The following is a 25,844-nucleotide window of genomic DNA, read 5'->3' as shown; positions in this document are numbered from 1 at the left end:
TCGCCGCCCTCCCCTGGGACCGTGTGAACGGCGTGGAACAGCTCGAGATTCCCGCACGCATCTGTAATTTTCAGTCCTGATAAATCTACCGCAATTAAAACTGCCGGATTAATCAGGACGCTTACAGTAAACAATCCGCACAAACCCGAATATGCCCGGGCATCGGTTATCCTTGACTTTGGTCGAACACCAGACGGGCTCCGTTGTTGCTACCTCCCTCACATCAGATTTAGGGTGAGGCACTGCCACGGGCCGGGAGTCTACATCTGATGCGCCGATGAATGGGGGAGCGTGGCAATCTTGGAATTTTGGCATGGGCTTTATTACCAGCCGTGCAATGGACAAATCGACTCGGCGTTCACGCAAGCAGGTGCCGGTTGGTAGCCGCTGATTCCAGTCGGATTCTTCATGTGGTTGACCGCATCGATGGCGGGGTGCCAAAAGCTGTCCGGAGCTACATTGAAAACAGCCCCAAGGAGTTCATCCACCTGGTTTTGTCGCCTTTTCAGAAAGGGCAGCCCGCCCCTGTGTGGCAGGGCTTGGCCGTTGAGCACCACGATCTGGGGCCAGGGCTCTTCAAACGCATTGCCACGGTTGGTACCACCGTCGACCTGCTGATGCCCCAGGTGGTCCACGCGCACTCCAGCTTCCCCGGTCTCTACACCCGCGCGCGGCGGATAGCGGCACCGGTGGTCTACGAACCTCACTGCTTCAAGCATGACGACCCAAACACTTCTCCAGTGAAGCGCGCACTCTATCGAGGTGCCGAGAGATTCCTCGCACCAAGGACCTGGAAATTCGGGACACTGTCTTCCCACGAAGAGAACCTGGTGCGTGCGCTTAGCCCGTCAGCTACCTGCGTCCCCATCCCAAACCTGCCCACAGTCGCCTCCCGCTCAGCCGGGCATGGGCCCCTGACCAGTCAGGCCATACCGGTGATCTCCATGGTGGGAAGAATCGCCCGGCAGAAGGACCCTGTGTTCTTCAGCGATGTTGCCGCTGCTCTGCGGAGCAAGGTGCCAGCCGTGCGCTTTCAGTGGATTGGGGATGGCGATCCGGAACTGCGAAGAGGCCTTGAACAGGCCGGAATCCAAGTCACCGGCTGGCTCGACAACCACGGAGTGGCCGAATCCCTCGCTTCCAGCAGCGTCTACGTTCATTCCGCCGCGTATGAAGGCTTCCCCCTCAGCATCCTCGATGCCGCTGCCCAGGGCGTTCCCATTGCTGCCCGCAGCATCAGCGCCCTCGGAGACTCCGGCTTGCTGCAAGCAGATGATGCCGACGGAGTGGCCGGTCTTGTCGCCGCCATCCTCAGCGATGCCGGGACAAGAGAGCTTGCGCTGGCGGCGAACCGTTCCCTGCTGGCCCGCATGAATCGTTCGACCCTGCACACTGCTCTTCGTGACCTCTATGACCTGAAAGGGCCTGATCGTTGAACCGACTCAAGCAAGTGTCGTTCCCGTCCCGGATTCTCTCCCGCCACGTTGGCGGAAACACCACCTATGCACGGGAGATCGCCAAAGGCCTTGAGCTGAGGGGCGTCGAGATCAGCCAACTTCGCTCATCGAAACGTGCGGCACTCACCGCCCTCATGGAGACATGGCAAGGTCTTACGGTGCCCGCGAAACCTGGCTTTGTATTGCACTACAGCGCTGACACCGGCCCGCTGCTGCCCACCCGCGCTCCCTCGGTGGTGACCGTCCACGGAGTTGCGAGCCGCTGGATCACCACGGCGAGATCGGCCCGGCAGGAAATGATCTGGCGAACCCGGGTCCAGCGGGCCATTCAATCAACGGATGCGGTCATCACTGTCTCCAAGTCCAGTGCAGACGATATTTCCGAGGTGTTCGGCATGGACCCGGCCCTTATTACGACGATTCCCCACGGCATCGACACTGAATACTTTGCGCAGCCACGGGCTCTTAGCGACCGGCTTCAGCACCTTCGCTCCACTCCCTACGTGCTTTACCTCGGAAACATTGAACCCCGGAAAAACCTGATTGAACTTGTACGTGCGTTCTCGCTGCCCCAACTCAAGGATCTTGGCGCAAAATTGGTGATCGCGGGAAAACCCGCGTGGAACGCGGCTGAGACCATGACCGCGATTGAGTCTGCTGGAATCGAGCATCTGGGTTTCGTTGATGACGACGAGCGGGTGGCACTCATGCAGCATGCAGCCCTCTTCGCCTTCCCCAGCCTTTACGAGGGCTTCGGATTTCCCGTTCTCGAAGCCATGGCCTCCGGAACTCCCGTCATTTGTTCGGACCGCGGCTCCCTCAAGGAGGTGGCAGGTCCGGCCTTCCTGTTCGAAGATACCGATGCCGACTCAATCGCCCGTGGCATTGCAGGGGCTCTCGGCAGTTCCGCAGGAACCGGGCACTCACGGGATGCCGGCCTCGCTTGGGCAAAACGCTTCAGTTGGGATGCCAGTGTGGACGCGCATACCGAGGTCTACGAGCAGGTGTTGCAGCGATGAAAGTCCTCATTCTCCATGGCTACAGTGCTGACAACATCGGCGACGGCATGCTGGTCACCGAAGCAATCGAACTCATCACCGCGACCTTCCCGGCCGAGGCCATCGATCTCACACTGTTCGCCTCCGATCCTGGGAGTTTTGATCTCCCTGGCGTCTCACTGCGTCGAAGCAAGCCGTCCCTCCGCGGCTATGACCGTGACTACCTCGCGACCCTGCGGAATCTCGGCAGCTTCGACCTCATTGTGGGCGTTGGCGGTGGGTACCTGCGCGGCGGAAACTGCGTTGAGCTGGCCAAAGCGCTTCTGGTCCATGGTGTCCAGTTGCGGGCAGCCAGCCGGCATGGAGCAAAAGTTGTCTATCTTCCCCAAAGCATCGGTCCCCTGAGGCTGGGCAGTGCCCCTTGGTTCAGGCGGCACCTGGGCCGGCTCAGCCGGGTCTGGGCCCGCGATGACCGCACGGTCCAGGAGCTTGGGCTGACGTCCGTCGTCCGACGCGTGCCGGACATGGCAGTCCTCCGCGTTCCGGCCCGGACCACACAGCCAGTGGAAGCCACTCCTGTGTACTCGGTACGAAACCTTCGTGGTGGCCTCCCTGCTCCCATCATCGAGCTGGCGGGCTTGGTGGGGTCCTTCGACGGTTACGTACAGAGTCAAACCGGTGGAAATCAGGACCTCTCCCCCATGCAGAGCCTCAACCCGCGGCGGATCCTCAGCCGCGGGGATTTCCTGAATGGCGCTTCCGCCAAACGGGTGGTGGTTGCCGTGCGCTTGCACGCTGCCCTCATGGCCTTGCAGGCGGGCCACTATGTTATTCATCTGTCGTACGAGCGAAAAGGCTTTGCTGCGTTCGAGGATCTGGGCCTCAAAGAGTACGTCCACAACGCGTTCAGTTTTGATCCGGAGACGGTTCACGCCCACATTGACCGTCTCCTGAACAGTGAGACGGCCCGCGAAGAATACGACGCTGCGGTCAACCGTTCTGCCGCAAGAACGGACGAGGCCTACGAGGCACTGGGGGCAAGCCTTCGGGACGCGGTCTTGGGCGTCACGGCATGACCACTGCTACGGTCACCCGGACCAACGTGCTCCAACCGCTGGTCATGGTGGCCTCAGGAGCTGTTACGGCCATCGTCCCAGCGGCATTCCAGGCCGTTGCAGCCCGGCTTTTCGCCCTTGAAGGCCAGGCCCAGATAGCACTTGTCCTGAGCATCGGCGCCTTTTGCGCCGGTGTGATTGCCGCGGGTCTGCTCGAGCCACGAATGGCCGATTCCCGTTTGGCCGACAAGACGTACATCCCGGCCTGGGCCACAGCGTTGGGCGTTGCGGGAACACTGGCAATGGTCATTTTCCCCAGCTCAATTGCGGTCCTGGCGTTTGGCCTGCCCTGCGCCATGGTGGCCCTCCAGATAGGGCGAATGCATGCTGCCTATACGGCTGGGTGGAAAATGGAGGCCTTGACTGCTGCCGCGTTGGTCCTGGGTGCGGGCGCTGCCTTGGTCCTTGCACAACAAAATTCACCGTGGGCGGTCTCTGTTTTGGCCGCATCCATGGCAGCGGCCATCGTGATCAGGGCCCTGAAGACCCCCTGTAAAGCGTCGGGGCGCCCACGTTTGGCCCCAACCGCCTGGATTACCCTTGAAACTGCCATGGTGGCCCTGGTCCCGTTGGGCATTGTGGCCACGGTGTACCTGCTTCAACGGGATGAGGAAGCTGTTGCCCTCAAGGCGACCATCACGGTCCTCGGAGCACTCCAGCCCATCCTCGGGTACATGCGGACGCGGCTGCTCGGAGCGGAATCGAGAAGCCTGACGCTGGGCATGTCCGCCCTCAGCGTCCTGGCCATTGCGCTCATCCTGGTCCTGGAGGTTCTTGGCGTGTTCCAGGCCCTGTTCGGCTCTGCCTGGAACGTGGTGACTCTCGGTGCTCTGTCACTGGCGTGTCTTTGGAAACTGGTCAGCATCCCCGGCACCCTTCCCTTCACCTACCTGCGTCGCGCAGGGATGGTGGGCCAGGTTTTCTGGATCAGGATTGTGTCGTCGTTGTTGTATCTCGCTGTCAGCGTGGCCTTGATCCTCTGGAGCGATTCACTGGCGGTGCTTTTCCTGGGACTCACCATCGTGGAATCGGTGACAGGTCTATTGCTGTACGCGAGATACCGTTCGTTCTCCAAGGCGCTGCAGCAGGCCTGACACGTCGGTCCGGTTGGCAGACGTAGGGTCAGGAACCCAAGGCTCCCCACTTAGCGAAGGGGAAGACGAGCCAATCCACACGGCCCGTAATGTCCCCCCGGTGAACAGTTCTGACGCAGTCGGGAGGGGCCGCGGGGTTTCTGCATGCTGAGACGGAATCTTCCGAAACAGAGCGGTGATCCCCCAGCAGCAAATACTGCCCCTCACTGAGGATAAGTGGCGCAAAGCAGCGCGGTGACTCTACCGCCGTCGAGCAGTCAAGAGATCCCGCGTGGAGGGGGAAATCCTGATGAATGTACGGTTCACTGATGGCAACCCCGTTGACCTTGACCGCACCAGCGGCATCACAGCATTCAACGGTGTCACCGGGCACCCCGATGATCCGCTTGACCAAGTACTCGGTGTTGCCAGGGCCAATGCCGGTCAGTTCACCAAACCAGCCCACGCTGGTGCGCAGGAAGCTGCGGTCAGGCGCGGGCCCCCAGCCCGGCGGTTTGCGGAAGACAACCACGTCCCCGCGTTCAGGCACTGAAGCGAAGTACGCAGTCCGGTTCAGCAGCACCCGGTCGCCGACGTTGAGGGTCTGCTCCATGGAGCCGGTGGGCACGTGATGGATCTTCACCAGGAAGCCTTGGACGAGTGCCACAAGGATCAAGGCCAGCAGCGCATGGCTCCACGGCGAACGAAGCAATCGACGACGCCGGCTGGCAGCTTTCGCAGTATCGGGACCCATTGTTATGGGGCCGGGGAGCGAACGAGCAGGCCGGCATCCGCGAGAGTTGAAAGAATCCCCACCACTGCTTGTTCGAGCTTCTGCTCAGGTGGAGCACCAAACTGGCGCTCCACCTCCCGTGCAAGCGAAGCAAAATCACGGCCCTCACAGAGCGACTTCCAGACCAGCGGCCCCACTCCATCAAGGACGTGGACAGTTCGGTTGGCGTCCAGGACGGCGGTCAGCCCACCGGCTTCCACGGCGTCCAGCACCGGGGCAGGTAGATATGACTCCGGCGCCAGGGGACTCACCACGCCCGTGGTTTCCCCTGTGGGCAGGACGGCCTCCCACGCCTCAGGCGGCTCCCACGCCAACAGCTCAGGGACGAGGGGCAGGACCTCAAAGGCCTCACTGTAGGTGACCCGCCGAATCGCGCCGCAACGGTCGACGTGCGATGCAATGGTTTGGAGCGGTTTGTCCATGTCGGCCAGATAGCTGATCTCCGGGACGATCTCGACCAGGGCTTCGCATAACCCCAACGACTCAATCCGGGGCGCACCGGAATAACCATCGCGCCGGGAAACCAGCACCAGCCCGGCAAGGGCAAGGGACGCAGCGGGCAGCTCACCAAGACCCAGGACGGAAGGGGCCAGTTGCTCCTTGTACGCCTCGCCGGGCTGGATGACGGACAGAGGTTTCCGGTAGGGATGCACTGTACCGTCGGCCTCGATGCCTACGGTTTCATCGGTGACGTAGCCATATTTGGCACCGAGGTGCCGGGCCAAGGTGGTCTTGCCCCTCCCGGACGGACCAATGAACGCCAGCACCTGACCGGAGGGGTGCGCGATTCCGGCGGCGTGCAGCATCAGCAGGCGGCCGCGTTGTGCCTCGATAGCTGCCAATGTTGTGTGGGTGGAAAGCTCCGCTACGGAACCTGGGAGCCCGTCGTCGTCCGGGAAAGCCCAGAGAAGCTCGGCGACAATATCCTTAACAACCGGGATCGCTTCCTGTTCAGGCATGGCATCAGACCAAGGCCCGTGGAGTTTTTCGAAGCGCGCTTCATCAAACTGTTGTCTCGAAAAATCGAATCGAATCCTGACTAAACCGCCCAGCGCATTGACCAGGATCTCATCAGTCTGCATTTCCTCCACCTAAGATCAGCCGGCCATACCAACCGAAAAGGGATTACCGTTGGAGGCCTTCAAATACCCTAATCCGCATTCCCGGAACGCACGAAAACGCGCCAGCCTTCCGACTGACGCGCATTCGCCTGAAATGTTCTTCGAAAAGGCCCTAGAGGAGACCCGCACCGACGGGAACGGAGATTTCGCTCGTGGCAGTAAGGGTGCGGCCACCAATAACCACGGTGACCGTGACGGGGAATGTTGCCAAAGCGCTGATACCAATTCCAGTGCTGACACCCGCAAGGCCGAAGACGATGGGAAGGTTCAGCGTGCCATTGCTGGCGACGGTGACGGGAACGTTGTTGGTCCACGTCGTAGCCGGGAAGCCGTACTGTCCAATAATGGGGGCCGACTGGTAGACGGCAGTGCGCTGTCCGGCGGTAGTGAGGGTGCCGTCGAAGGAGTACACGCCAAAGCCGCGAGCCCGGCCAACGCTGATGTTGATGCCGGCAGGGCGGGCAACAGACACTGTCACCGCGGCAGTCTCCGTCACGGCACCCGGACCGTTGGTGAAGGTCAGGGTGGTGGGAACGGTGACCAGGGCCGTGGCCGTGAGCGTTCCGCCGCCGTCGAGCAGGGCGAGGGAAAGGAGCGAAGTGGAGGAGGCCGTGAAGGCAAGGCTCAGAGTGTTCACGGACGCTACGGCAGCCGGGGCAGCAACAGCGGCAGCAATGACCGGCACGGACCAGGCGGCACCCTTGACTACGGCGCGGCGGGAGTGCGGCTTGGAAACGGTGACTTCGTCGCTCATTGTTCTTCTCTCAACTCGGAATGAAAACCATCGGTTGGAATCCAGCACATGCCGAGTTCCCCCATCAGGGATAGACATTACCCACGTGTTTTTGCCGGAAAGTCCAGATCTGGCCCTCGCCCGAAGTTTTGTCGCTCAACGGTTCAAGGTCTGCGCGGAACGTCCTCTGTGCCCGCCACAAACGTGAATCTTCACGGCTGGGAAGCGTCGACGCCCCGGCGTTCCCTGAGATCCCGCGGCCCGCAACCATACAGCTCATCCAACGCCCTGCGCAGGGCGGCCGTTGTACCGAATCCGGTCTGCTCGGCAATTTGTTGGACGCTGAGGACGTCATAGCGGGCATCCGTGAGCAGCGTTCGTGCCAACCTGCCACGCTGCCTGCGAATCTCCGCGGCAATGGAGTTTCCCACCTCCGCGAACGCGGCCTGCACCCGCCGCAATGACGACTGGACAGCCTTGGCCACGGCCTCGGGATTAAGCTCCCGGTCAGCGCATCGCTGGGCAATTACCGCCATGGCCTGGTCCCTAAGCACCGACGTCAAGGACGTGGAATCCCAGGAAACTCCACAGTGATCCAGCAGGAGGCTGCCCGTCAGTTCAAGCAGGATCTGCTCGGTGGCGTACAGCTCAATGGCAGAACCGTGCCGGGCAGGCTGATTCAGGATGGCCCCGATGAAGGCCTCAGCAGCAACATCGAGCCGGGAGCGGACGGGGGTGACGGTTACGCTGTCCAGTGCATGGGGGACGAAAGTCTCCGCCGCGCTTCTCTGGATCCGGATCCGTTTAGCGTCCGCGTCCCCGACGAATGGCGAGGGCAGGCCCCTGCCGCCAGGGACAACAACAACCGATTCGCCGCCCGGGAGGTGCGTCCCTGAGTGGGGATCCAGGATAAAGCCGGACGCGACGAAATAAATGTCCACGGTGTCGTCATGTCCCGTGGCATCGGGGGCAGTGAAATCCCCCGAAAGTGAGCTAATGGTCAGCTCACCAAAAACGCATTCGGCATGCCTCTGAAGACCGTGTTGATCCTGCGCGAAGTACACCGCTCCCATTTGGAGAAAGTCAGTATCCTGCATTTGTCATAAACCCCCCATCCCACCGCGAGGTGGGTATCCCCTTTAGGTCAGCACGTTACGATACTTACAACGCAGTGCAAGAACTGCGTTCTTTTTGTGTCGACGTGTCGACGCCACACAGCATCAGGGGGACCAATTTCATGGAGCTCACGGACTATTGGAAGGTCCTGCGGGCACACTGGATTTCAGTGATTGCCATTACCGTGTTGGGTGGAATAGTCGCATTCGGCTGGACTTTGACCCAGACCAAGGTCTTCAGCGCCGATGCCAGCGGCATCATTTCGGTAGGCGTCAATAAAGATCTTGGTACGGCCATGGCCGGCGAGAGCTACTCCAAGTCCCGCGCAAAGTCCTACTTGGACGTCGCGAAATCCCGGTCCGTGGCGGAAACCGTCATCCAGGACCTCAAGCTCCAAGGCACCACTCCTGAGCAACTGATCAGCCGTATTTCGGCCCAGAACCCGCAGGACACCGCCACCCTCAAATTCTCCGCACAGGCCAGCAGCCCGGAGGATGCCCGCGACCTGGCCGAGGCCTGGGTCCGGGCCGTCGGGGAGCAGGTTGCCGAGCTTGAAAAGGGCAGCAACAGCAGTGAGACGTCCATCGTCAGTTTCCGCTCGCTGGACGCCGCACAGCTCCCCACCACTCCGACATCCCCCAATACCAGGCTCGCGCTGATGATTGGCGTCGTCGCCGGCCTGCTGCTGGCGATCGGGTATGCGCTGCTGAGGAACATCTTCGACCGTCGCGTCCGTTCGGCAGTCCAGCTCGAAGCCGAGACCGGCGTCGCCGTCATTGGAACCATTCCGTTCCACAACAATTTCGACGGCGTCAACCGCCTCGTGTTGTCCCGCGGCGGTAACGATCTTGAGAACAAGAACCATCAGGACTACGCCGTAGCCGAGGCCATCCGCGAACTGCGGACCAACCTCCAGTTCATGGACGTGGACGAGCCGCCCCGCATCATCGTTGTCACCTCTGCCCTCCCGGGTGAAGGAAAGACCACCGTGGTGGCCAACCTTGCCCAGACCATCGCGGCATCCGGCCAGCGCGTTGTTGTGGTGGACGGCGACCTCCGCCGCCCCACCGTGGCCAAGACGTTCGGGCTGCTGACCAATGTAGGGCTCACAGATGTCCTCATCGGCAGGGCCACCCTCAACGACGTCCTGCAGCCCTGGGGCGAAAGCGGCGACCTCTTTGTGCTCGGCGCCGGCTCTGTACCTCCCAACCCCAGCGAACTTCTGGGGTCCAACGTCATGCGGGCCCTGCTTGAGGACATTGCCAAGCACGCGATCGTCCTGGTGGACGCCCCACCGCTGTTGCCCGTCACCGACGCAGCGATCCTCACCGCCCGCACCGACGGAGCCCTGGTAGTCAGCCGCGCAGGCAAGACCACCTACGACCAATTGAAGCGTGCCCTGCAGAACCTCGAACGCGTCAAGGGCAGGCCCCTGGGTCTGATCATCAACGGCGTTTCCCGCAAATCCTCCAAGGGCGAGGACTACGGCTACCAGTACTACACGTACTACAACCGCAAGGACACCGGTGAGGAAGCGGCCAAGGCCAACCACGTTCCCGCCACGGAATCGACTCCCGTGGCCGCGACAGAGCAGGTCCAGCTGACCGACCAGCGCCGTGGCCGCCGCCGCGAAAGTACCAACGCCCTGTGACCCTGACCAACCAAGGTGCCCATCCGTCGTCGTCCATTCTGACCGTCTGCACCGGCAACATCTGCCGGTCGCCGCTGGCCGAGCAACTGATCCGCGCCCAGCTCCGTGACAACGGCCTCAGCAGCCTTCAGGTGGTGAGTGCAGGCCTGCATGCTGCGGAAGGGGCGCCCATGGAGCCTCTTCCCGCTGCCCTGTCCAGGGAGTACGGCGGCAACCCGAACGGCTCGGTGGGCCGGCAGATCTCGGCCGGGGTTGTCGAGGCGGCCGGCCTGGTGTTGACCATGACCCGCAAGCAGCGCGACGAACTCGTGAAGAAGTATCCTGGTGCCGCGCAGCGCACGTTTACCATGGCCGAGTTCGCCCGCGCGGCAGCGAAGGTTCCTGCAGGCGAAGGCACGGCAGCTCCTGCCGCCGCCAGCTGGGCATCGGTAACAGGCGCAGTGACAAACACCCCCTTGGCCGGTCTGGTCAGCCGAACGGCAGCCATCCGGTCCACCGCCGAACTCCGCGACGAGGACGATATCCCGGACCCCATCAACGCCAGCGAGGCCGTGCACCGGGACGTTGCCCAGCGCATTGCCGGGCACTGCACGGACGTTGCCGACGTCCTGCGGAAACACCTCTAAGCAAAAGTCGTCGAAAGCCTCTTCATCACCGCGAGACCCAGCAAAGCGCCCAGGGTGTTCGCCACAACATCCGACAACGCTGTGACGCGCCCCGGAACCACCAGCTGCACCGTTTCGATCAATGCCGACGATCCGACGGCGAGCAGCCCCGCCGCCCACCAGTTCCACTGCGCGGGCCTGAGGAGGCGGAGAAACGCCCCGAACGGGATGAACAGGACAATGTTGGCAGCGAACTCCACGCCCACTGCGGCGGCACCGAACGGCAGGCCGAGCATCGAAAGCCACCCGGCAATGACCCCCACAAACCCAGTGACGGTGCTGGCTTCACGCGCCGGCAGGAAGACCACCAAGGCCAACGCCACCAGATACGCACCGAACATGACCTGGATCCAACGACGGGCGACCTTAGGGTAAACCACCAGCAACCTCCTCCAGCGTGTGCGTGCCTGCAGCCATCAACTATAGGGGCGAGCCGCCTCTGCCCTTGATTTGTCAGGATTCCTAGCGGCCTGCTCTGCTCTTTGGGCGTGTTTTCGGCGTATGCTCTCCTCAGCGCAGGCAAGGCGCGTTGTTCGCTTTTGGTGGGGCCACTTTCGAAGGCAGGGGTTCAGTGGCAGGAGTGAAGCACGGGGTTCTTCCGATGCGCTCGTCAGCACGGCACGGTTGGCCGCTTTTTCTGGTGCCCGTGGCGTTGTGCTTGGTGCTGCTGGCCGTCGGACTGGCAAGCGGGACAGGAACGCCCACAGCGCAACTTGCCGGCGACTTGGCGATCCTCCTAGCGTCGCTCACCGCACTGGCCACCCATGCTCTGGCAGCCCGACGACGGAAAGACAACTCCGCGGGCCGATGGTTCATCGTGGCAGGCCTGGCCGTGTGGAGCGCCGGGCAAATTGTGTGGACCTTCAACGGCATTACCCTGAACCACCAGTACCCCTTCCCGTCCTTCGCGGACATTGGCTTTGTTTGGTACGCACTGCCCACCTCCATTGGCCTGATCCTGCTGCTGAGGGGCCAGGGGCTGCGTCTTCCTCTTCGCCGCACCATCCTGGACGCCGGAGTAGTGGCGAGCTCCACGTTCTTCATTGCGTGGAGCTCTGTACTGGGTCCCTTGGCTGGAGCCACGAACCAGGACGCTTTCGCGCAGATCACGCAGATGGGCTACCCCATCGCGGACGTTTTTATGGTCTCGGTGGTCATTGTGCTGACCATGCGCGCAGCCCGCGGACGCAGATTGCCGTGGCTGAGCATGGGTCTTGGTTTCTGGATCCTCGCCATCACCGACCTGACGTATATGAGTTTCACCCTCCAAGGCATCACAGGTGTCACAGGATCTCCGTTGGCCCTGGGATGGGTGCTCGCCTTCCTTTTGGTGGGACTCAGCCCCCTGCTTCCGGAAGCCGGAAGTACCCGCAAGGACGGGCGGGCCTATGCCGCAGCCCTTGAACTGCTCCCCTACGTGCCCGTGTTCAGTGCAGTGTTCTTCTCCCGCAGCCGACCGATTGGGGCGGATCCCATCCTGCTGGTCACCGGGCTGGTGGTGGTGGTCTTCGTGATCGTGCGGCAGGTGCTGATCGTCGTCGAGAATGTGACACTGACACGGGACCTTGAATCGAAGGTGGCCGAACGGACGGCCCAGCTTGAAGGACTGGGGGCTATCGTCAATTCCTCCGGCGATGCCATCATCGGCGAAACACCCGAGGGCGTTATCACCAGCTGGAACCCCGGGGCGGAGCGAATCTTCGGCTACCCGGCGTCGGAAGCCATCGGCAGGAAAGGCGATTTCTTTGTCCCGGCCCACCTGCTGGAGAAGGAACGGCAAGTTTTGGCATCGACCGCCCGGAGCGGTGAAGTGCAGAACTATGAAACTGAACGCACACGCGGCGACGGCGCCACCATCCCCGTCTCGGTAACCCTGTCCCCCGTCCGCGGCGAGGGCGGCATCAGCGGCGTCGCCACCATCTCCCGCGACATCACCGAGCGCAAGGCTGCCGAAGTGGAACTGCTCGCGGCACGTGAGGCGGCGCTGGAAGCGAGCAGGCTCAAGTCCGAGTTCCTGGCCACCATGAGCCACGAGATCCGCACTCCCCTCAACGCTGTGATCGGGCTGACCTCACTGATGATGGACACGCCGCTCAGCGAGGGCCAGAGGCAGTACGCGCAGGGCGTCAAAGGCGCCGGCGAGGTTTTGCTGACCCTGATCAACGACATCCTGGACTTCTCCAAACTGGAGGCAGGGAAAGTGGACCTGGACGTCAACGCCTTCGACCCCCGGTCTTTGGTGGACGAGGTGGCCGGGTTGGTTGCGGAGGCGGCCCAGGGCAAGAATCTGGAACTCATCTCTTACTGCCACCCCGAAGTACCGGCACGCCTGATGGGCGACGCCGGACGCATCCGGCAGATCCTGCTGAACCTGTCCTCCAACGCGGTCAAGTTCACCCCCGCCGGCGAAGTCGAGATCCAGATTTCCATGATCAGCCGGGATGCAGACAACGCCTCCCTGCGGTTCGAAGTCAGGGATACCGGCATTGGAATCAGCGCCGAGGACCATCACCGCTTGTTCGAATCTTTTGCCCAAGCCGACGCTTCCACTACCCGTCGGTACGGAGGCACGGGGCTGGGCCTGGCCATCTCCCGGCGCCTCACCGAAGTCATGGGTGGGAGGATCGGACTGGAAAGCGAGCCGGGAACGGGCAGCAAATTCTGGTTCGTCCTGGACCTTCCCATTGGCCCGGACGCTTCCGACACAGGGACCTTGCCGGCTACGCTCGCCGGCCGCAGGGTCCTGGTGGTGGACGACAATGCCACCAACCGCCTGGTGCTGGAAAAGCAATTGGCCAGTTGGGGCATGCAGCCGGTGGCCGTTGCTGACGCCACCTCCGCCATGGAGGAGTACCGCACAGCCGTGTTAACACAACACCCCTATGACATCGCCGTGGTGGACATGTGCATGCCCGATACCGACGGCTTGGAACTGGCACGCCAGATCAAGGGCGAGAGTCATGGCTCCGGGTCGCCTGCGATCATCCTGCTGACTTCCACCATGCAGGTGGAAAGGGTGGATCTTGTCAGCGCAGGAATATCCGCGAATACCTCACAAAACCCGTGCGAAGCTCAGAGTTCTACAACCGCCTCCTGCGCCTGATGGCCACCCGGACCGTAGGATCACCGGCGAAGCCCGTGCAGTTGGATGCAGCTGCGGTGGCGGCACCGGTGCCGCAGCTGGGCAAACTCCTGGTGGCCGAGGACAACGAGGTCAACCAGTTGGTAGCCCGCGGGATGGCCAACAGGCTCGGTTACGACGTAGACATTGTGGACGACGGCGCCAAAGCAGTGACCGCAGCCCTGTCCGGAATGTACGCGGCCGTACTCATGGACTGCCACATGCCCGTGATGGACGGCTTCGACGCCACCCGGGCCATCCGCGCCCGGAATGGCCACGCAGCCCGCATTCCCATCATCGCCATGACTGCAGGGGCACTGGACGAGGACCGCGAGCGCTGCTTCGCCGCCGGCATGGACGACTACCTCAGCAAACCCGTGGACCTCGCCAAGCTCGCCGCTGTACTGACGCGCTGGGTTCCGGAACAAGAGCAAACGTCGACGGCGGTGGGCGGCTCTGTGCCCGACGCTGCGGTGGGCGTCGCGCAGGCGCCGGCGGGCGTCGAACGTATGCCGGCGGCAGCATCGGCGTCGAACGCTGGTGGTGAAGAGGCTGCTGTTCCCGACGCTGTGGTTCTTGACGCTGACCGGCTGCAGATCCTCCGCGAGCTTGGGCCGGCAGACGGCCTGGGGCTCTTGCCCGACGCTATCCGGGCTTTCCGGCAGGACGCCCAAACCACCCTGGAAGCACTGCGTACCGCGCTGGGCGCGGGGAGTGCCGCTGCCGTGGAAGCGGCCGCGCACAAACTCGCCGGCGCGGCCTCCAACATCGGAGCAGCCGGCGCCGCTGTCCTGTGCAAGGATCTGGAGCGGCTCGGCCGCGAGGCGGGACCGGACCTGGGTTCAATAGGCATGCCGGTGCTGACGCACTTGCAGGCAGAACTCGAGCAGGTGGACGTTGCCCTCGAACGCACTCTCCAAGGAGCTTCATGAAAGTCCTGATCGCCGACGACGACCAGATCTCCCGGATGATCACCAAGGCCGCCGTCGAGCAGTCCGGCCATGAGTGCATCGTGGCGGAGGACGGCGACTCGGCCTGGCAGCTTTACCAGGAGCACAGCCCCGAAGCCGTAGTCACGGACCTCATGATGCCCGGCCTCAACGGGCTGGACCTCTGCCGCGCCATCCGTGCGTCCGAGGAGGACAGCTACACGTACATCATCCTGGTGACTTCGCACGGTTCCCGAAAGGATGTGCTGGCAGGCATGGAGGCCGGTGCGGACGACTACGTCACCAAGCCCTTGGACCCCTTCAGCCTTCACATCAGGCTCCTGGCTGCCCAGCGGATCACTTCCTTGCACGCAGACCTTGCCCGCTACCGATCGGCACTGACCGAGCAGGCGCGCACTGACCCTCTCACCAAGTTGCACAACCGCCTGAAACTCACCGAGGACCTTGGCTTGCTGCGCAGCCTCGAGAATCACGATTACTGCCTTGCCATGGTGGACGTGGACAACTTCAAGAGCTACAACGACATCTACGGGCACCAGGCCGGTGATGCCGCGCTGGTGGCGATCGCAACAACCCTTGCCCGCGAAGTCCGGAAAGCCGACGCCGTCTACCGCTTTGGTGGCGAAGAGTTTCTCCTGGTCCTTCAAGACCAGTCCCCTGCCACCGCCACCTCCGTCATGGAACGTGTCCGGTCCGCGGTCCATGACCTGCGGATCGAGCACTCCGGAGATCCGGACGGTGTCCTGACCATCAGCGCCGGAGTCTCGGCCTTCACGGACGGGCACCGGGCAGGCAGCGAGCAACTCCTGCGTGAAGCCGATCTTGCCCTCTACGCGGCGAAGGCCTCCGGCCGGAACCGGGTGACTCTGGCCAGCGCGCTCCGCACGGAATGATCGAACAGGGTCAGTGGATCTCATCAGCACAACGCAGTGTAGGTATTCCGGGCATTGATGTTCCCTGTACCTGGAGGAAGACGATAGTCCCCCGAGTTGCACGCGGTGTTGTCCGTCATCGTCACGTACGTCACTGGCCTTTCGAAGTCAACGGCACCGCCCGTTGTCTTGATGTCATTATTCATAAAGGTGTTGCCCACAATCTGTATGTGGTGGATTTGCTCCGTGCCGTCATAGTATGCGTCGTGTAACCCACGCGGAGAGCCCCAGACGGTGTTACCCGTGAGATTGATGTTGTAGACGACGCCGGATCCTCCGGCGAGGTCAATCCCAGCACCATGCCGGCCTCCACGCACATTGTTGTTGGCGATCCGGATGTCGTGAACGTCTTCGTCGCCAAATGTGTGGACAGCTATACCGTCGTCACCATCCGTGCCTTTGCGCTGATCCACGATGTTTCCCACGATGTCACCGTCGCTGGTGTTCATCGCGTGGATGCCGTCCAGCTCCACGTACTTACCGTTTGTGGCTGACTGGGTGCTGCTGTCCCTGACACACCATCCGGAACCGCCAACAAAGGCGATCGAGTAAGTGAAGGGGTTCTTGGTATGGACGTCTTGGACGAGTGAGTTCCTGGACTCGCGGACATCAATGACGTACTCATTGAGGCGTCCCACAACATTGCCGTTCAAGGTGTCCCCGGAGTGGTCCGCTGTGAAGTGCGACAGCGTTGTATTGTCTGCACCAGCCGTAGTCACCAGGGGATATCCGCCGGCAGGTCCGGTGTTGTTCGTGAACGAAGGACCGGCCTTGAGGATTGTGCCCGGCCCCTGGCCTTCAAGCGTGACGTTGTTTTGCATCTGCAGTTTTCCATTGATGATGTAGGTTCCCGTTGCGAGTTTCACCACTCCTCCGCCGGCAATACCCGCCGCGTTGATTCTGCCTTGAATGCTTGCGGTGTCATCAATGGAGTCGTTGGGGGTGGCATTGACTGCGTAGGCGCTGGTGGAACTGCTGCCTGTGGCGCCGCTCTGGGCACAGGCAGAGGGCGCCGCGGCAACGGGCAGCGAACTCCGAACCGGCATGGCCGCTGCAGCCGGGATGGCAACGGGCGCCATCGACGTCAGTAACAAGAGCATGGGGCCCACGGCCGACAGGAGTCGAGGTGGACCCTGCTTCCGCCGATCCTCACGGCGCAATGGCCGGGCAGCCGTGAAGGAGGTGCTGCCCTTTGCACCGCTGGGTGACAGGGGCATGGGTACGGCGGCATTTTTGCCATTGGTCATGGATGTTCTCCTCATCGAACCTTGTCAGCAAGGCGACAACGCTATGTACGCAATTCCCGCGTCCACCCTGTGGTCGGCAGCGGGGTCCGCGGCCGACTCATCTAATAAGTGAGCGCAGCTCGCCGAACATGACGCAGGGCCGAGGACTGCCGCCAGAATCAGTGGCTCTGCTGGATGACCTCTTTGTAGTCATCCAGGGTGACCCCACCTTCGCCGTCGTCGAACAGATTCTCTTCAAAGCCGAACAGGAACATGGTCATTCCACAGTCCACGGCGTAGCCGGGAGCGGTCCGCAGTTGTTCGGCAAGACTGTCCGACAATGAGGAGCCGCCCGTAAACGGGAAGTCCGGCGGACCGGGGTTCTCCCCCACCAAGCCGAGTCCCGCACGTCGGGCCAAGGCGCTCGTATACCGCTGCGAGGACCAGGATGAGACGTCGTCCTTGACCGCCGTCTCTTCGTCGCCAGGGCTGCACCGATCCTGGCGCGGAGTGGTGGAACGGGCCGCGACTGCCGAGACGTCATCCAGTCCGGTGAAGTCAACGTCCACGCCGGGAACCATCGACAAGACGGCGAACTGTGCCAGGTAATCCAAGCCGCGCTCCTGGGCACCATCAGGGTTCGCCCGCCCATCCAGATGCCCGGCAACAGCCTTTGCTTTGTCAGCAGGCAGGACGCCGCGGCCTGCGACAGGAACGTGGACCCGTCCCTGATAACCCAGACTACGCAACGCCTTGACCTGCCACACCACTGCCTCCGCAGCCGATCCGGCGTACCAGTCCCACCACTCATGGACCTGTTGGCCAGTCACAGCCCGGCCATTCCATACAGCCGAGCCGGGTACCCATCCCGGCATCGGGGAGAGGGCCACCCCTTCGGCTAAACCCGTGCCCTTTTGTGGAGCGTCGCCGAACGCCCAAAACTCGCGCTCGTTGCCACCGTCGTCTGGCCCCGGATACCCCAGTTCCCCGCTGGAGTTTGTCCCGACCCTTATTGCTGCAATATTCTCCATTCCTTGGTCCGCCCCTAATCGCAAGACAAGGCGCGACAAGTACCTGTGGGCGGCTTTTCTCACCTCGGAGCTGAAGATCAGCTCGGCACCGCTGCCCCGTGGCACGCCTCCCTTGCTTCCCCTCAACTCACCACCAGGCAATCCTCGTACCCAAGCGGGCGGGTAGTGCAGACCGGGGGACAAAATCACCTTGATGCGGGCCTGACGGCACTGCTCCAGCTGTGCCACGACGGCGGCAACATACTGGCCATCCTCTCTTCCCTGGCGAGGCTCGAAACGGTCCCAAGCCACAGGCAGTTCCACGATCGAAACCCCGGCCTGGCGAAGCGCCGCGAGGCGTTGAGGTTCACAGGTTGCGCCTAAAACTCCAAATGCCAAAGGCTCCGGTACTGCGCGCTGGGAGCCAGCGCTGCATCCGGCAGCCATGGCAGCCATCACCGTCGACAGCACCAGCAAAAGGGCCACGCGCTTCACCTGTACCCACCTGATACAGGCGGCAGTACCAGTCCGCCTGCAACGGCCGCCTCCAGCTTGGTTCGATCCAATCGCCACACCACGGTCTCACCCGACGTTGGTCCACTAAAGGTAAAGACGGGCCGGGCATTGTTCTGCAGCCAGTCCAAAAAGCCAGGAGAAGCAAAACCGTACCCTTGGCTTAGCTGCCTGCCTTGGGTCAGAACGTATTGGGCGTCCCCGTCCCTCAAGGATTCCAACGAGGGCAGGACCTCCCAGTTCTCATGCGGAAGCAAGGCGAATTCACCCGTCACGGACGTCAAGCCCACTTTTGCCGACGCGGGCAGCTCGGCAATCATCCAATTCCTGGCCTGGATGAGCCCGTCATCCACTAAAGAGCGCGCTTGAACCCCCAGAAAAAGACTGAGGGCAGTGATGAGCGCCGTCGCAACAACCACCAACCGACCAAGCCGGGGCCGCCACGCCACCACCATCACTGCAGCCACAGGTAGTGACACCACGCCTGCAAGGACCACGCAGTAACCAAATTGTTCTTCTGCAGCACCAAAAAAGAGCGAGTAGACGCCCACCAAGCCTGTGAATATCGAGAACAGACCGATAACGCGGCGATTGGCCGCAGGCGACGTGGCGGCAAGGGCGCCGGCCAGTACGGAAAGTCCCAAGAGCATGTAGCTGGTGCCGAACCGTCCCACTAGATCCACGAGGCGGTCTGCGAGGCTTACCTCGGAGACCGAGTTAAAACCGGTCATCTGAATGGCACCTACCATCCTCAGAATGCCTACCAATTTTTGGTCGACGAACTTTGGAAGAAGCCCCATGGAGGTCAGCAAACCAAGGTACACCGCATAGGGAACCAGGGCTGAGGCGAGAATCCGCCAGGCAGTCAACGGCGGTATGGTTCTGCGCCAGAACACCCCGGCGACGAACGGAACCACTGTGAACACGGCCGTCATGTCCTTCATGACGATGGCCAGCCCGAACACCAGGCCAGCGCTGATTTCCAGCCAGAGACGTGCCCGTCCTTTCCGGCGGTCAAGCACCACGAGGACCAGAAGCCAGCCCGTCAGAACGGCCAAACCTGCCGGCGTCTCCATCATTAAACGGCCATCCATGCGGAGGACAAAGGGATCGCTTGCCAGGACCACCCCTGCCACCGCGGCAGCTCCGATGCCCACCAGACGGCGAACCACCAGGAAGCACACCACCACCGTCACTGCCCCCAGGATGCTGTTGACCCACCGCAATTGCAGCGCCAGGTCCATCGAACTCCCTTGAAGGCCCAAGCCACGGATGACCAGGGCGTTGAGGGCGTAGGTGCCCGGAGGATGCAGGAAAAAGGGAGTGCCCAGAATTGTTGGCATCTGCCCGTCTGCCATCTGTTGGGCCAAATCTGCGTACGTCACTTCGTCGATGAAGACATCATTTGCCCGCTGGACTCCGAATAGCCGAAACACCAGAGCCAGCACTCCCACAAGCGCTGCGACCCAGAGCGGGTGCCGGATTACCTGACGCCGTTTCCCGGCAGACCGGCGTGCTGTGAACTTTAGCGCTGGCGCATCAGCGCGGTGAAGCGAAGTCATCGCACGCCTGACGGCACTGCGGGCACAAAGTAGGTTTCCGGAATCAAAGGGATCTCCCCTGCAGGAAACAAGGCGTCGGCCTGCGTGGCATACTGTCGGATGCGGCCGGGCTTAGTATCCAGGCCCATGTCCCAGGACCACCGCACAAACCCCCTGTCGGACAGGTACGCTTCATCCGCTCCGGCCAACAGGTCGTAGGGAAAATCCGAGTACATCACGAGATTTGCAGGGTGGTCCCTGCCAAGGTCGCGGGTAATCAGATGGTCAACATGACGGCCCACTCCCGCGGGGCAAAAGAGCAGCTCCGCCCCGGTCAGCTGCAAGAGACCGGCGACCCGTGCGCGAAGCAGACGTATCATCTCCCGGTCTCCCCGGGAGACTCTGCCCAAGGCGATGTCGAACCGGTAGGTGGGGTATCTGTGCGTCAGTTCCGGAAGAAGCCTGTCCCAGGTGCTGCTTCCCAACCTGGGTGGCTTGCTCCGGCGTCGAAACAGCGCATCCACTTCCCCTAGATGCAGGGACTGGACTCCCATGTCTTCCAGCACGGCCCGGTCCTCCGACCTCCTGGCCTCGAAGAGTTCCCCGGCATCCGGGACCGTGCACTGACGCAGGAACGAGCCTGCCGCGCGGGTGTGCGGAGCGGGAGATGACTCAGTGAAAAGAGTCGCAACGACGATCTGACGCCTCTGGGCCTGCGCTTCGATGAGAGCCCCGCAGGACAACACAGCATCGTCCAGATGGGGTGACAAGAACAGCCATGGAGCGTCTCCGGCCATGGAACGATCAACTCTGGATTGGAACGGCATTCAGGCCCTTTCTGCGCGGCGGAGTTGCTCCTGCCGGGGTTGGGAGGTGTTCAATTCACCCAGTGCGGTGACGTAGGCCTGAGCCTGCAAATCTGCGAGCGCATCCCAGTTGTAGCCGGCGGCAAACCGGCGTCCTTCCACTGCCACCTGCTCCAGCCCTGGCTGGGAATAGCGGGTGGCAATCTCATGGGCGAAAGCAGTGACGTCAAAGGGGCTGACAAGCCATCCGGTCCCGGCAGGGAGGATCTCTCTGAGGCACGGGATATCGAAAGCAATCACTGGCGTACCAGCAGCCAAGGCATCAATGGCCACCAAGCCGAACGTCTCGTGCCGGGAAGGCACCGCCACCAGACGGGCCTCGCTGATGGTCCTTAACTTCGCCTCCCCGGACAACCAGCCCAGCAGCTGAACACGTTCGGACAGACCGGCTTCTTTCACGGCTGCACGCAATCTGTCTTCGTCCTGACCGGTGCCGGCAATCAGCAGATTTCCCTCGACCCTGCTGCACGCTTGGGACCAAGCCTGCAGGAGGAGGTCAAGCCCCTTATGCCCGTACTCCAGACGGCCGATGAAGAGGACATCCTTCCCAAGGCGCGGCGGGGTGCTCCACACACAGGGGTCCACACCGTTGCCGATCACGTCCACATGAACGTCTGGATTCAGTTTCTTCAACCTTTCGGCTATGCCTTGCGAGACAGCGATGAGTCTTCGGTGCTTTCGTACCCCCAGCCGCTCTATCCAATGCAGCGGCAACTTGTACTGCCGCGCCTTGTCCCTGGCATGGAGCCACTGGACAACCCCAATGGTGGGGCGTTGGGTCCATAGCGGGGCTGCCATGGTGGAAAACGGGGCGAAGAAATCTTCCACCACCAAGTCAACCGATGATCGGCGCCGGCTCACTTCGAAAGGCAGCCGTGCCACGTACGCCACCAACCGGGTCAGTCGAATGCGGCCGGATCCATACCCGATCGGCACGTAGCGCACGCCGTCCTCCACGCGTTCCGTCCAGCCCGGATACCGGGTGGTGAGCACCGTGATGTGATAACCCTTGTCTGCAAGCCGACGGTTGATTTCGTGCGTCCGCACGGATCCCCCTCCGGCCCCCGGCATGCGCGGATCTTCGAATCCCAAATGCAAAACTCTCATAGCTGTCTTTCCATCCTTCGGGCGTTGGGAGGCCACGTACTGTGGTCGCCGTGACTATGGCGGTCACCTCCGCGCTTGGAACCCCGACGGCGGCCGGCAGCCCGGCTGCCAGAGTGCCGTCGTCGTCGAATTTTGAAGTCGTTCCCGTGTGGCAACAGCCTCCGCTGGTGAGCGAGAACGAAGAGGCCGCTGACAGTGGCCAGGGCCAGCCACACCAGTGGCTGGAGTGAGGCGGCCACAGCCAGCGCCACTATCAAGGCGACGGCCAGAACCAGGAACGGGCCGGCTCCCCGGCCGGGGTGTGCCGCAATGAGTACCGGACGTGCCAGGAGCGCCAGAACCACGCCCGCTGCCAGTGCGCCCACAGCGGAGCCCACAGCCATGCCCGTGACCGCGTTCAACTGCCAACCAACCCAGAGTCCAACCACCACCAGGAGACACGCACAAGCGAGGCCGATCTGGCATCGGCGGTAGGCGCGCAGGGCCAGGAGAACCGTGGAAAGCACCAAGAGGACCGCGTAACCAAGACCGGAAGCAGCCAGCCACGGCAGGAGCCCCAGGGAGCCGTGGTACTTCTGCGGCACGATGAATCCGGCCATCAGTGGTGGAGCTGTGGCGATGATGGCGAAAGCCACCACGGCAAGTTGCCCGAACGACGCGAAGGCAGCACCAAGAACCTCGCCCGCGTTGGCATCGGGCGTGCGAAGCAACGGGAAGGCCACCAAAGCGGTTCCGGCTGCCACGTAGACAGGCCCTTTGGCGATGGTGGCAAGCGCCTGGAAACCTGCTGCATCGGCCGATCCGCTGTCCAGGAAGCCGACCACCACGACGTCGACACCCACCAGCACGGAGACAACGCCGAGAACGGAGGCGATGTCACTGGTCTCGGCCCATCTCCACTTCTCCAGCACAACCCGCGGACGCCACCGTAAGTCCCGGTAGAAGGACCACGGCACTATTAACGGCGCCAGGCACCCCACTACGAAACCTAGGACCCCTCCCCCGGCACCCCATGCCATGGCGATCACCACCACGCTGAAGATCAGCCTCAGGAGAACCTCGCCCACAGTGGACAGCGCGTACCAGGTGAAACGGAGCTCACCCTGCAACCAGCCAGCGGGTGCATTCGCCACGAAGATGACAAAGGCCGCCAACGCCACCACTGCGGCCAGGACGGGGTCGGCGAGCGCGAGCGTCACGCTGCCTGAGATCACTGCAGCGGCAACGCCCGCCAGGCAGGACACGAAGACCGAGAAGGCCACGCCATTACGCCGTTCCTCGGAGCCTGCCGGGTGGACGGCAACAACGTGCGACAAGGGAAGCGGGACCAAGGCATTGGCCACGATCCCCACCACCCCCAGGATCATCGCCGCGGCGGCGAAGATCGTGTATTCCGCGGTATCCAGCATGGTGGCCATGAGAAGCGTGCAGGCGTAGCTCATCACGCCTACAACCCCTGCGGACACGGCAAGGAAGCCGCTGTTTGCTGCAATACCCGGGTCTTTTTCCGAAGCCCTGCGGTGTGACCGGGGTCTTTCCCGCACAGCAAGAGTCATTGTTTTCTGGGATAAATCCATGGATGAACGTCCGCTACTGGCCGTCAAGAGCATCGGCGGGAGCGAAGGCGCTCCCTGGGCCGGCCAGCAAAGCAGTGCGTCCGGCGGAACGGAGTTCGGCAGACGTCACGCCGATCTTCTGCATTGCCGCGAAGGCCTCAAACTCGTCACGGCCCTTCATCAGCACGGCGACATGTCCATCATCCGCAACTGCAACTTCATCCGTCCGGTGCAGGATGGACTGAAGATCAGCATCTTCAGGCAACACGAACCGGGCCAGGGTGGAAAGGTCCGAGTGGCACCACCCTGCATCCGCGCCGTCGCGCCGTATCTTCTCCTCCTCCAGAACTGCGCCTGTGAGCAGTCTGGTGCTGCGGTCCCAGGTGAAGCAGCGGGCCCATTCCCGGCACTCGGCTGAGACCAACGCTTCCGAGTCCGGCTCACTCAAGGCGGTGAGGGCCTCAACCATGGCGGCGCCAAATTCCTGGGGAGTATCCACCAGCCAACCGGTTCTGCCTTCCACTACGGAGTCCCGTATGCCTGGAACACGCAGGGCCAGGCAGGGCACGCCCCACGCGGCGGCTTCGATCACCGAGCAGCCCCAACCTTCTGACGCCGAGGTGGAGGCAGTCAGCCAAGCCCGGCTCAACAACCTGTCACGGACCTCATTGGGCTGGTAGCCATGGAACGTTACTTCGTGGTCCAGGCCAAGGTCTGTGGCCAACTGCTGCAACCGCGCCCGCTCCGGGCCGTCCCCCACAATGTCCATCCGCAGCTTCGGAATGCTCCGCACTGCCACGGCGAACTGGCCCATCAGCAGGTCCAGCCTCTTGTGCGGCACCAGGCGGCTGACGACGGCGATGGTCGGGTGGGGTGCACGGGCGGCAACCTCGTCCGGAATGTCGATGGTTCCGTTCGGAACCACGTGGACGGGACCCGAAAAACCGAGTTTCCTCAGTTCCAGCCGGGTAGAGGGTGAAACCGCCACAATGGATCGCTTGCCGTACACCGTCTTGGCTCCCGAACTTTCCAGGAACCGGCCCACGGCGGCCATAGGTGGCGAGAACCTTGTGCGGAACTGCTCCTGGTGGACGTGGTGGATTACCTGGATGATCGGCAGGTCCCGGGGCAGGAACAAGGGCGAAAAGAACGGTATCCCGTTTTGGCAGTCCACCACGGCATCAAATTGCCCGCCGTTCCGCAGGAGCCTGAGCGCGGCGTGTCCATAAGTGGACAGGGCTCCGCCTCCGCGCAGGATGCGGATGCCGTCAATGACGTCCTCAGGTGACTGGCCGTCGTCGCGCCCTGTAAACCAGGTGACCTGGACGCCGTTCTGCACCCACCTCTTGGAAATCTCATGCATGTACTGCTCGGCACCGCCGGCTTGTGAGTGCTGGACGTCGCGCCAGTTGAGGACCAGCACGTGCTTTCCGGCGAGAAGGGTTGGTGAGTTGATGTCAGGAAGGCCGGACATCATGGTGTTGCCCTCTGGAGTTGGATCACCGAGGCAAAGCTGGCCACCCCATCCTGGAAGGGGCGGAACGTTGATGCAGCTCCATCGGTCCATGCCACGGGAAGTTCGATGATGCTGGCGTTGTTGTCCTGCAGGCGCAGCAGAAGCTCAACGTCGAAGGCGAAACCAGTGCTGCGGCACTGAACCATGGCTGCTGTGAGGGCATCGCGTTCGAAGAATTTGAAGCCGCACTGGGTGTCCTGTATGCCCTTGACCTTTGATTTGGTCAGCGCCCGGAAGGCCGTGCCGCCCACCCTTCGTCCGAGGTGTTGGGGCCGGACCAGGGTTGAGCCGGGTGCGTGGCGGGAAGCGATCACCGCTGCTGCACCGTCTGAGAGATGAGCCATGGCCTCGGTGAGGGTTTCCAGCGGCGTGGCGAGGTCGGCGTCGAAAAAGCCCGTGAACCTGGACGTGCCGCTGAGGAGGCCGCGACGGACTGCCGCTCCCTTCCCCTTCCGTGAGCACCCCACCACGGAAATGGGAACTGCGTCCCCCTCTTCCCGGGAGATCCTGCGGACCACTGCGGCGGTCTCATCAACGCTTCCGTTGTCCACCACAACAATCCGCGAAGACCACGGCTGGTTGGCCAGGAAATCGACCGTCTGTTTCAAGGTGTCGGGGATTCTCGCGGCCTCGTTGTAGGCGGGAATGACCACCTCCAGATCCACGCGGGAGCGGCGCAGCGAGTCTGAATGTCGGCGCGCCTGCAGGCTCCCTCTCTTGCCTATGTGCACACTGTGCTGTTGAAGAAGGACCATCTGAACCTCCATATATCCGGGTACGGCAC

22 protein-coding genes are annotated in these 25,844 nt (G+C 62.4%); 9 read left to right on the top strand and 13 right to left on the bottom strand.

Annotated features, from left to right (window positions below; genetic code table 11):
- The first annotated feature begins 410 nt into the window (after window positions 1-410).
- The 4 genes from WBN73_RS00900 to WBN73_RS00885 are packed head-to-tail and all read left to right on the top strand — an operon-like array spanning window position 411 to window position 4,664.
- A complete protein-coding gene (locus WBN73_RS00900; RefSeq protein WP_337339235.1) occupies window positions 411-1,436 on the top strand; it encodes a glycosyltransferase in 1,026 nt (341 codons plus the stop codon).
- On the top strand, window positions 1,433-2,476 hold the full coding sequence (locus WBN73_RS00895; protein WP_337339234.1) for a glycosyltransferase family 4 protein: 1,044 nt from the start codon (window positions 1,433-1,435) through the stop codon (window positions 2,474-2,476). The genes WBN73_RS00900 and WBN73_RS00895 overlap by 4 nt, the downstream gene beginning before the upstream one ends.
- Entirely contained in the window at window positions 2,473-3,531 is a 1,059-nt protein-coding gene (locus WBN73_RS00890; RefSeq protein WP_337339233.1) for a polysaccharide pyruvyl transferase family protein, read from the top strand. Before WBN73_RS00895 ends, WBN73_RS00890 begins: the two co-directional genes overlap by 4 nt.
- Window positions 3,528-4,664, top strand: a complete 1,137-nt coding sequence (locus WBN73_RS00885; protein ID WP_337339232.1) for a hypothetical protein — start codon at window positions 3,528-3,530, stop codon at window positions 4,662-4,664. The genes WBN73_RS00890 and WBN73_RS00885 overlap by 4 nt, the downstream gene beginning before the upstream one ends.
- A 28-nt stretch (window positions 4,665-4,692) precedes the next feature.
- Here WBN73_RS00885 and lepB read toward each other — a convergent pair whose 3' ends face one another.
- From lepB to WBN73_RS00865, 4 genes are all read right to left on the bottom strand, one after another.
- Complete coding sequence (lepB, locus tag WBN73_RS00880; RefSeq protein WP_337339231.1) at window positions 4,693-5,397, bottom strand: signal peptidase I; 705 nt, start codon at window positions 5,395-5,397, stop codon at window positions 4,693-4,695.
- A 2-nt stretch (window positions 5,398-5,399) separates the two neighbouring features.
- Window positions 5,400-6,518: a PqqD family peptide modification chaperone gene (locus WBN73_RS00875; RefSeq protein ID WP_337339230.1), complete on the bottom strand. Its 1,119-nt coding sequence runs from the start codon at window positions 6,516-6,518 to the stop codon at window positions 5,400-5,402.
- 151 nt (window positions 6,519-6,669) lie between these two features.
- Complete coding sequence (locus WBN73_RS00870; RefSeq protein ID WP_280623408.1) at window positions 6,670-7,311, bottom strand: hypothetical protein; 642 nt, start codon at window positions 7,309-7,311, stop codon at window positions 6,670-6,672.
- Window positions 7,312-7,502: 191 nt separating this feature from the next.
- Entirely contained in the window at window positions 7,503-8,387 is an 885-nt protein-coding gene (locus WBN73_RS00865; protein ID WP_337339229.1) for a helix-turn-helix domain-containing protein, read from the bottom strand.
- Window positions 8,388-8,527: 140 nt separating this feature from the next.
- Here WBN73_RS00865 and WBN73_RS00860 point away from each other — a divergent pair, with 140 nt between their 5' ends.
- A complete protein-coding gene (locus WBN73_RS00860) occupies window positions 8,528-10,057 on the top strand; it encodes a polysaccharide biosynthesis tyrosine autokinase (RefSeq protein WP_280623410.1) in 1,530 nt (509 codons plus the stop codon).
- On the top strand, window positions 10,054-10,683 hold the full coding sequence (locus WBN73_RS00855) for an arsenate reductase/protein-tyrosine-phosphatase family protein (protein ID WP_337339228.1): 630 nt from the start codon (window positions 10,054-10,056) through the stop codon (window positions 10,681-10,683). Before WBN73_RS00860 ends, WBN73_RS00855 begins: the two co-directional genes overlap by 4 nt.
- Here the strand turns inward: WBN73_RS00855 and WBN73_RS00850 are convergent.
- The gene (locus WBN73_RS00850; protein WP_337339227.1) at window positions 10,680-11,102 is read right to left on the bottom strand and encodes a VanZ family protein; all 423 of its coding nucleotides are present in this window, start codon (window positions 11,100-11,102) and stop codon (window positions 10,680-10,682) included. The genes WBN73_RS00855 and WBN73_RS00850 overlap by 4 nt on opposite strands.
- A gap of 221 nt (window positions 11,103-11,323) precedes the next feature.
- Between WBN73_RS00850 and WBN73_RS00845 the strand changes: the two genes are divergently transcribed.
- The 3 genes from WBN73_RS00845 to WBN73_RS00835 are packed head-to-tail and all read left to right on the top strand — an operon-like array spanning window position 11,324 to window position 15,686.
- The gene (locus WBN73_RS00845; RefSeq protein ID WP_337339226.1) at window positions 11,324-13,825 is read left to right on the top strand and encodes a hybrid sensor histidine kinase/response regulator; all 2,502 of its coding nucleotides are present in this window, start codon (window positions 11,324-11,326) and stop codon (window positions 13,823-13,825) included.
- Complete coding sequence (locus tag WBN73_RS00840; protein ID WP_337339225.1) at window positions 13,786-14,775, top strand: response regulator; 990 nt, start codon at window positions 13,786-13,788, stop codon at window positions 14,773-14,775. Before WBN73_RS00845 ends, WBN73_RS00840 begins: the two co-directional genes overlap by 40 nt.
- Entirely contained in the window at window positions 14,772-15,686 is a 915-nt protein-coding gene (locus WBN73_RS00835) for a GGDEF domain-containing response regulator (protein ID WP_337339224.1), read from the top strand. Before WBN73_RS00840 ends, WBN73_RS00835 begins: the two co-directional genes overlap by 4 nt.
- A 23-nt stretch (window positions 15,687-15,709) precedes the next feature.
- Here the strand turns inward: WBN73_RS00835 and WBN73_RS00830 are convergent, their stop codons facing one another.
- The 8 genes from WBN73_RS00830 to WBN73_RS00795 form a co-directional block, all read right to left on the bottom strand.
- Window positions 15,710-16,972, bottom strand: a complete 1,263-nt coding sequence (locus WBN73_RS00830; RefSeq protein WP_207594432.1) for a glycosyl hydrolase family 28-related protein — start codon at window positions 16,970-16,972, stop codon at window positions 15,710-15,712.
- 158 nt (window positions 16,973-17,130) lie between these two features.
- A complete protein-coding gene (locus tag WBN73_RS00825; RefSeq protein ID WP_207594433.1) occupies window positions 17,131-17,982 on the bottom strand; it encodes a hypothetical protein in 852 nt (283 codons plus the stop codon).
- A 470-nt stretch (window positions 17,983-18,452) separates the two neighbouring features.
- The gene (locus tag WBN73_RS00820) at window positions 18,453-20,036 is read right to left on the bottom strand and encodes an ArnT family glycosyltransferase (RefSeq protein WP_337339223.1); all 1,584 of its coding nucleotides are present in this window, start codon (window positions 20,034-20,036) and stop codon (window positions 18,453-18,455) included.
- Window positions 20,033-20,842 carry a PIG-L deacetylase family protein gene (locus tag WBN73_RS00815; protein ID WP_337339222.1) on the bottom strand — a complete coding sequence of 270 codons (810 nt, stop codon included), beginning with the start codon at window positions 20,840-20,842 and terminating at the stop codon, window positions 20,033-20,035. Before WBN73_RS00815 ends, WBN73_RS00820 begins: the two co-directional genes overlap by 4 nt.
- Entirely contained in the window at window positions 20,843-21,988 is a 1,146-nt protein-coding gene (locus WBN73_RS00810) for a glycosyltransferase family 4 protein (RefSeq protein ID WP_337339221.1), read from the bottom strand.
- Window positions 21,985-23,532, bottom strand: coding sequence for a lipopolysaccharide biosynthesis protein (locus tag WBN73_RS00805; protein WP_337681295.1), 1,548 nt, complete (start codon window positions 23,530-23,532; stop codon window positions 21,985-21,987). The genes WBN73_RS00810 and WBN73_RS00805 overlap by 4 nt, the downstream gene beginning before the upstream one ends.
- A gap of 46 nt (window positions 23,533-23,578) precedes the next feature.
- Window positions 23,579-25,021 (bottom strand): glycosyltransferase family 4 protein, encoded by a 1,443-nt coding sequence (locus WBN73_RS00800; protein WP_207594436.1) that lies wholly within the window; start codon window positions 25,019-25,021, stop codon window positions 23,579-23,581.
- Window positions 25,018-25,815, bottom strand: coding sequence for a glycosyltransferase (locus tag WBN73_RS00795; protein ID WP_207594437.1), 798 nt, complete (start codon window positions 25,813-25,815; stop codon window positions 25,018-25,020). Before WBN73_RS00795 ends, WBN73_RS00800 begins: the two co-directional genes overlap by 4 nt.
- Window positions 25,816-25,844: the final 29 nt, after the last annotated feature.

Source organism: Paenarthrobacter sp. CCNWLY172 (assembly GCF_037402035.1).
Lineage (GTDB): Bacteria > Actinomycetota > Actinomycetes > Actinomycetales > Micrococcaceae > Arthrobacter.
This window is presented reverse-complemented; position numbering and strand designations above follow the sequence as displayed.

Coding starts and splice junctions, on each gene's coding strand:
- WBN73_RS00800 (WP_207594436.1), bottom strand. CDS start 25,021: ATGATGTCCGGCCTTCCTGACATCAACTCACCAACCCTTCTCGCCGGA.
- WBN73_RS00820 (WP_337339223.1), bottom strand. CDS start 20,036: ATGACTTCGCTTCACCGCGCTGATGCGCCAGCGCTAAAGTTCACAGCA.
- WBN73_RS00810 (WP_337339221.1), bottom strand. CDS start 21,988: ATGAGAGTTTTGCATTTGGGATTCGAAGATCCGCGCATGCCGGGGGCC.
- WBN73_RS00885 (WP_337339232.1), top strand. CDS start 3,528: ATGACCACTGCTACGGTCACCCGGACCAACGTGCTCCAACCGCTGGTC.
- WBN73_RS00875 (WP_337339230.1), bottom strand. CDS start 6,518: ATGCAGACTGATGAGATCCTGGTCAATGCGCTGGGCGGTTTAGTCAGG.
- WBN73_RS00825 (WP_207594433.1), bottom strand. CDS start 17,982: ATGGAGAATATTGCAGCAATAAGGGTCGGGACAAACTCCAGCGGGGAA.
- WBN73_RS00870 (WP_280623408.1), bottom strand. CDS start 7,311: ATGAGCGACGAAGTCACCGTTTCCAAGCCGCACTCCCGCCGCGCCGTA.
- WBN73_RS00815 (WP_337339222.1), bottom strand. CDS start 20,842: ATGCCGTTCCAATCCAGAGTTGATCGTTCCATGGCCGGAGACGCTCCA.
- WBN73_RS00845 (WP_337339226.1), top strand. CDS start 11,324: ATGCGCTCGTCAGCACGGCACGGTTGGCCGCTTTTTCTGGTGCCCGTG.
- WBN73_RS00835 (WP_337339224.1), top strand. CDS start 14,772: ATGAAAGTCCTGATCGCCGACGACGACCAGATCTCCCGGATGATCACC.
- lepB (WP_337339231.1), bottom strand. CDS start 5,397: ATGGGTCCCGATACTGCGAAAGCTGCCAGCCGGCGTCGTCGATTGCTT.
- WBN73_RS00830 (WP_207594432.1), bottom strand. CDS start 16,972: ATGACCAATGGCAAAAATGCCGCCGTACCCATGCCCCTGTCACCCAGC.
- WBN73_RS00860 (WP_280623410.1), top strand. CDS start 8,528: ATGGAGCTCACGGACTATTGGAAGGTCCTGCGGGCACACTGGATTTCA.
- WBN73_RS00865 (WP_337339229.1), bottom strand. CDS start 8,387: ATGCAGGATACTGACTTTCTCCAAATGGGAGCGGTGTACTTCGCGCAG.
- WBN73_RS00795 (WP_207594437.1), bottom strand. CDS start 25,815: ATGGTCCTTCTTCAACAGCACAGTGTGCACATAGGCAAGAGAGGGAGC.
- WBN73_RS00890 (WP_337339233.1), top strand. CDS start 2,473: ATGAAAGTCCTCATTCTCCATGGCTACAGTGCTGACAACATCGGCGAC.